The organism is Corynebacterium sp. UMB8791, from assembly GCF_054166365.1.
The window spans coordinates 1-4,472 of sequence record NZ_JBSZCG010000149.1 but is presented as its reverse complement, the minus strand read 5'-3'; the positions used below and the strand labels follow the sequence as shown (position 1 = coordinate 4,472).

The 4,472-nt window shown below is 65.5% G+C and carries 3 protein-coding genes and 1 pseudogene; all 4 read left to right on the top strand.

The annotated features are described in order from the left end of the window. Positions 1-109: 109 nt before the first annotated feature. The gene (locus ACXIUA_RS10490) at positions 110-2,245 is read left to right on the top strand and encodes a Rib/alpha-like domain-containing protein (protein ID WP_457976797.1); all 2,136 of its coding nucleotides are present in this window, start codon (positions 110-112) and stop codon (positions 2,243-2,245) included. Beyond that, positions 2,203-2,529, top strand: a pseudogene (locus tag ACXIUA_RS10485) (phosphate acyltransferase); the annotation flags it as partial. The gene ACXIUA_RS10490 and the pseudogene ACXIUA_RS10485, both read left to right, overlap by 43 nt. Continuing rightward, positions 2,530-3,732, top strand: a complete 1,203-nt coding sequence (locus ACXIUA_RS10480) for an acetate kinase (protein WP_457976796.1) — start codon at positions 2,530-2,532, stop codon at positions 3,730-3,732. It abuts the pseudogene before it with no gap. Positions 3,733-3,891: 159 nt separating this feature from the next. Further along, positions 3,892-4,472: YPDG domain-containing protein (locus ACXIUA_RS10475; protein ID WP_457976795.1), on the top strand; the 581-nt coding region annotated here is incomplete at its 3' end.

Sequence of the window (4,472 nt, the reverse complement as noted above, 5' to 3'; positions counted from 1 at the left end):
CGAGCTGGAGGGCCTGCCCGCGGGCCTGAGCACCTCCGCCCAGACCCGCCTTGGCTCCGGCTCCTACCTCTTTATCAACGGCCGTCCAACTGAGACCGGCACGTTCAACGTGACTGCACGCGTCACCGGCGCAGGCGACCCGCTCGAGGAAACGTTCACCATCACGGTCGCCGACTCGGCTGAGCTCGGCGAGCCGGAGGACGCCGACATCGCACCTTCCGAAGTCCCGCCAGTGCGCCCCGGCACCGACGTGCACATCCCGCTCGACGTCGAGGACGCTTCCTCCGTGGAGGTCGAGGGCCTGCCCGATGGCCTAAAGTACGACGGTGAGCAGCACGCGATCGTCGGCACGCCGACGAAGGAGGGCACCTCCAAGGTCGTCGTGGACAAGGTCACGGAGGACGGCACACGTAAGCGCGACTCCTTCGAGCTGACGGTGGACGAGAACGCACCGGAGCCAAGTGAGCCAAGTGAGCCGTCCGAGCCCGCAGATCCGTCGGACCCAGCAGACCCATCGGACCCAGAGGGCCCCGTTGCCCCGGACCAGTTCGAGTGGAACCCCATCAAGGTCCGCGCAGGCGAGGAAACCGGCGTGACCCCTGTCCGCTCCACGCAGGGCGTGCGCGTGCTCGCGGAGCCCGGGAACCCGGATTGGTTCACCGTCTTCGCCAACGGCGCCGTGTACGCCGCCCCGTCGCGTGACGCGAAGCCGGGCACCTACACCATGAAGGTCCGTACCGAGAAGGGCGAGCAGGACACCATCACCGTCGAGGTCACCGCAGCCGTCAAGGACTCCGTACGTTACGAGTCCTCCTACTCGGACACCTACGTCCGCGCCGGCGGCACCGCCACCTCACCTGCGCCGTACGCTCGCCTGGGCTACAACGGCATGGTCTTTGAGCGCCAGCCGTTGCCGAAGGAGGCGTCGTTTAGCACGAAGTCCGAAGGCGTGAAGCTGAACCAGCACACGGGCCAGATCACCCTTTCGGCGGACCTGGATGCTGAGGTTGGAAAGCCCATCGATGTGCCCGTCACCGTCACCTACCCTGACGGCAGCACGAAGGAGATCGTCGCGCACTTCCAGGTGCTGGCGCCGCAGTTCGCGCAAACACAGAAGTTTGAGTACGAGCGCCGCGAGGCCTTCGAAGGTGAAACTATCAAGGTCAACCTCACCGAACCTTTCGACCCTGCCTCCGACCCCGAGTTCGCCATCCTGACGAAGGCCTCCAAGCTGCAGGGCTGGGACCTGTTTATCGACGCCACCACCGGCACCATCACCGCCACCGCCCCAGCGCAGGACGCGAAACCGCTGAACGTGGAAGTCGTTGCGCGGTACGCGGACGGTTCCCACAAGACGGTCGTGGCCGTGATCGGCGTGCGGGACGCGAAACCGCAGGCCTACACGTCCAACCTGGACTTTGAGGACGCCGTCGTCGGCGACGACGGCACCGTCACCATCACCCCGAAGGGCGACATCCCGACCGGCGTGAAATTCGAACCGGAAGGCGCAGCTGCGCTCGGCGGCGTTGCTGGTCTGCGCGTGGACGTCGACGAGAAGACCGGCCAGATCAAGGTCACCCTGCCGAAGAACGCCAAGCCCGGCCAGGGCTACGACCTGGGCGTGCGCATCAACTTCCCCGACGGCGGCTCGAAGGTAGTGCAGCTCAACGTCGCCCGCGACTCGCAGGCCCACCGCGAGCAGCCGTCCTGGACCCCGATCGGCGTGGCCATCGGCGCCAACGCCGTAACCCAAGAGCCGAAGGTCGCACCGAAGGGAGCCACCTACGCCATCTCCGCCGACTTCGCCGCGGAGGGCTGGAAGGCCGCCGTCGATGCGACCACCGGCGCACTCACCGTCGCCGCCCCCGCATCGGCGCACGTCGGGGACCGCACCATGATCCCGATCGTGGTCACCTTCGAGGACGGCTCCCAGAAGCTCGTCGAGGCGCAAGCCACCGCCGTCAAGGCGATGGGCGGGGCAGTCTCCAACGCGTACGACCCAACCCAGGTCCGCGCAGGCGAAACCGTCACGCTCACCCCGACGCTGAAGGGTGCGCACTACTCGCTGCTCAACCCAGTCGGCGGCCTCGACACGCGTATCGACGCCACCACCGGCGCCCTCACCGTCGGCGCCCGCCCGAACGCAGTCCCGGGCGTACGCGAAGTCCCGGTCCGCATCAACTTCCCGGACGGCTCCACGACGTCGAGGCCGTCGCCGCCGCCCGCGCTATTGATGCGGACTTAATTATTGACGGCCCCCTCCAGTTCGACGCTGCGTGCGATGGTGGCGTCGCGAAGCAGAAAGCCCCCGACTCCCCGGTAGCGGGGCAGGCGAACGTGTTCATCTTCCCCGACCTTGAGGCGGGCAACGCCGGGTACAAGATCGCGCAGCGCACTGGCGGCGCGCTGGCGGTAGGCCCGATTCTGCAGGGGCTGAACAAGCCGGTCAACGACCTTTCGCGCGGCGCGACGGTCGATGACATTGTGAACACTGTGGTCGTGACCGCGATTCAGGCAGGGGTGAAGTAAATGAGCTACGTATTGGTGATTAACTCTGGTTCCTCCTCGGTGAAGTTCCAGATCGTGGACCCGATTTCGGACGCCTCGGACGCACCGTTCGTCTCCGGGCTTGTCGAGCAAATCGGGGAACCCCAAGGCCGCATCACCATCAAGCACGGCGAGGATCGCTGGGTGCTGCAAAAATCCATCCCCACGCACAAGGACGGGCTGGAGGAGGCGTTTCACCGCCTGGCGCTGCGTGGCGTGAGCCCGAAAGACCTGGATGTGGTGGCGGTGGGGCACCGCGTGGTGCACGGCGGCATGGTGTTCAGCCAGCCTGAAATCATCGTGGACCAGGTCGTCGACATGATCCGGGACCTGGTGCCGCTGGCGCCGCTGCACAACCCGGCGAACATTGACGGCATCGAGGTTGCCCGCGAACTGTTGCCGGACATCCCGCACGTCGCGGTGTTCGACACCGGCTTCTTCCACTCCCTGCCGCCGGCCGCGGCGCTCTACGCCATCAACGCGGACGTGGCCAGTCAAAACCAGATCCGCCGCTACGGCTTCCACGGCACCTCCCACGAGTTCGTCTCGGGCCAGGTGCCGGGGCTGATCGGGTCCGACCCGAATCACACCCGCCAGATCGTGCTGCACCTGGGTAACGGGGCGTCGTGCTCGGCGGTGGCGAACGGGCACGCGATCGATACGTCGATGGGGCTCACCCCGCTCGCGGGCCTGGTCATGGGTACGCGCTCCGGCGACATCGACCCGGGCATCATCTTCCACCTGGCGCGCCACGGCGGCATGAGCATCGACGAGATCGACGAGCTGCTGAACAAGCGCTCCGGTGTGAAGGGCCTGGCCGGCGTGAACGACTTCCGTGAGCTGCGGGCCATGATCGAAAACGAGGACGGCGACGCCTGGCTGGCCTACAACGTCTACATCAACCGGCTGCGCAGCTTTATCGGCAGTTACATGGTGGCGCTGGGGCGGGTGGACGCGATCACGTTCACCGCGGGCGTGGGCGAGAATGACAAGTTCGTGCGCGCGGACGCCCTGGACAATATGGAGGAATTCGGGGTGAAGATCGACCCCGAGCGCAACTCCCTGCCCAACGATGGCCCGCGCATCATCTCCGCGGACGACTCCAGGGTGAAAGTCCTCGTCGTACCCACGAATGAGGAGCTCGCCATCGCGCAGAAGGCGGCGGCGCTCGCGCGTCGCGCGTAGCCTCCCGTGTGGCTGCCTGCCATTGTTCAACACCTTTGTTGTCTGGCCGTTATTCGTTAGAATTTAAAACGGCATGTCAACAGCTGTAAAAGCAAATGTCTGCATAGTGAGTACACTGAGTAGCGTTTAGCAATTTACGGACAGTTTTAAGAAGGAACGATGATGGGCAACGTGAGCGGTCGCAACGGGGCGAAGCGGCGAGGTGGGGTGTCGGTAGCGGCATGCGCACTTGGGGCATCGTTGATAATCACGGGTGCCCCGGCGGTGGCAGGTACAGCCACGGCGCAGGAGCCCACTGCTGAGTCCACATCATGGAAAACGCCACGCACTGAGGCGGCCCGTACGGACGTCACGTTCGCGGACCTCGTCGTCGCGCCCGGTGAGACCGCAACGTCGAAGCCGCAGCTGAAGCGTAACTTCTGGACCGCCGCCTGGAACAAGATCGGTACCCCCGTCAAGTGGGAGCTCAAGGAGGGCTTTTCGACGCCCACCGGCTGGCACCTCACGTTTTCCGACGACGGCACCCTCAATGCCACCGCCGGCGAAGGCATCGAAACCACTACGTTCAAGGTGCCGGTGACCATCACCTTTGCTGATGGCTCTACCAAGGACGTCGAGGCCAACGTCACCCTCGCCGACGGCCCAACCATCGAGCCGATCAAGGACCAGAAGTACTGGCAGAACCGCCTGATCCAACCGCGCCGCGTGATGGCGTGGAACGTCCCGGCTGACGCCGTCAT

What these genes read in the sequence shown, in the direction of transcription:
- ACXIUA_RS10480 (WP_457976796.1), top strand. Translation starts at nt 2,530, where the DNA reads ATGAGCTACGTATTGGTGATTAACTCTGGTTCCTCCTCGGTGAAGTTC.